We start from the raw sequence: 2024 nt of genomic DNA, 5'->3' as shown, positions 1-2024 counted from the left end.
TGATTAGTATGAATCATAAGGGTTACCTTTTTACGATTTAGATTTCAGTGATTTCACCCTCTATCTAAATCGGTAACCCTTCCCTTTTTTGAAGAGGGAATTGTCAGATCAGATCTGAACTAATGCACATCAATGATATCCACGCCATCACCGGCGTTGTAGTAATAGTGATCATCTCCAGCTCCCCCATCCAGAAGGTCATTGCCATCTTCCCCGCGCAGAACATCGTTACCTTCACCACCGAGCAATATGTCATCGCCAGAGCCAGTGCCGCCGCCATTACCGCCCACCAGTTGATCGTTACCGGCACCACCTTCCAGGCGATCGTTGCCGCCCATACCGAACAGGGTGTCATCACCGCCCAGGCCTTTGATCAGGTCTTTGGCTCCTGTGCCAACATGCTGGGCCGCAATTTCATCACCAGTGATGTACTGATCAAACGCTCCGTGCTCAGAACCAACCGCGACTGTAACCGTTGTTGTAGCCGTTAATTCGCCATCACTCACGGTGTAATCGAAATACCCTTTTCCCATATAACCTTCTTCAGGGGTAAAGGTAATCTGTCCAGTTTCAGCATTGAGCACAACACTGCCGTGAACAGCGTTGCTGACTTCAAGCAGAGAAAGAACACTTCCTTCCTTATCAACGTCATTGGCAAGCAGGCTATCTACTGTAATTACAACACTCTGACTTTTTGTTGTTTCCACATAATCAGCCTGCAGCTCCGGGGCATCGTTCACGGGTGCCACCTGAATAGTATATGTCGCCCATTCTGATGCTTTATAGCCGTCAGTTAAGCGGTAACGGAAAGAGGCCTGACCAGAAAACTCAGCGTCTGGAGTAAATTGAACCTGGCCATTATTATCTATCTCCACTTTACCATTATGAGCATCCGTGACCTCAAGCACTTCAGCCACATCGCCATTTGTATCATACCCAAGTCTGGAAACACCGATAGTGATACTTTCATCTTCGTAAATATAACCCTCTTCAGAATGAACAACCGGGGCAGGATTATTCTTCAGGGCTTCAGCCAATAACTGATCTGAATCAAGAGACTGACCATTGGCAAAATTCAATTGGACTGATTTTCCTCTTTCGCTTATTGAATATCCACTGTTTGTCTCAAAGAAATATTGCAGGACAATGGCTTCATTGTCGCCTGTATGAATGACTAAGTTTCTGTATGCATCTTTGGCAATAAAGACATCACTTGGGTTGATGCCTGAGCTTAACTGAATAATGGCCGCTTTGTTGCTGTCCAGTGATATACCATCCCTCCCATCTCCCTTGCTGAAATGAATGGTTGCCTTGCCCGTACCGGAAAGGTGTATCATATCGCTACCGGCTCCACCGGTAATTGAATCATCACCATCACCGGAACGAATAGTGTCATCACCATCACCACCGTGAATCACATCATTTCCAGCACCTGCAATAATGGAATCATCCCCCTCCTTACCATAAAGGATATCGTTACCCCCAAATGACTCAATATTGTCATTTTTGTTGTGGCCAAGAAGAATGTTATCTCCAACACGGCTACCAAAAATCTGGAAGCCATTTTCAGATCCACTCAGTCTTGCATATTGACCAAACGTATCACCCTTATCAGAAAAATATGCCGTTGAATACCTGAGCAGATCCATAAACCACTGGCTGTCCTGGCTCATCATGGATGCATCAATGAACACCCCTTGTTGCTGAACATCACTAATCACAGTGCCATCAGAAAACGTAATGCTGACATGCTGGCGGAGGTCTTCTATCGTGGTGTTGAAATCCTGCCCGGGGAAAAATTTCTGGATACGCAACTGATCATCAAGATTGTTTTTGTTAATCAAAAACAGCTCAGTTCCAAACCGGAGAATAGCAACATCATCTGCTGTCATTGACTCCAGGGCAAAAACATGATCAAGAATCAATCAGCCCAAGCACTTTCATCATATAGTCTTCATCCCAGCCACAGGTTTTACGTTTGTTCTTGATACCAGCCTTCACTGAAGTATCAAGCTTGAGAAGGT

Annotated in this window: 1 protein-coding gene; it reads right to left on the bottom strand. The window is 45.3% G+C overall.

The window, feature by feature from the left end:
• Positions 1–119 precede the first annotated feature (119 nt).
• Entirely contained in the window at positions 120–1892 is a 1773-nt protein-coding gene (locus tag ACNRUY_RS26330; protein ID WP_488114635.1) for a cadherin-like domain-containing protein, read from the bottom strand.
• Between the last annotated feature and the right edge of the window lie 132 nt (positions 1893–2024).

The organism is Endozoicomonas sp. Z74, from assembly GCF_057680865.1.
This window is presented reverse-complemented; position numbering and strand designations above follow the sequence as displayed.

Coding starts and splice junctions, on each gene's coding strand:
- ACNRUY_RS26330 (WP_488114635.1), bottom strand. CDS start 1,892: ATGACAGCAGATGATGTTGCTATTCTCCGGTTTGGAACTGAGCTGTTT.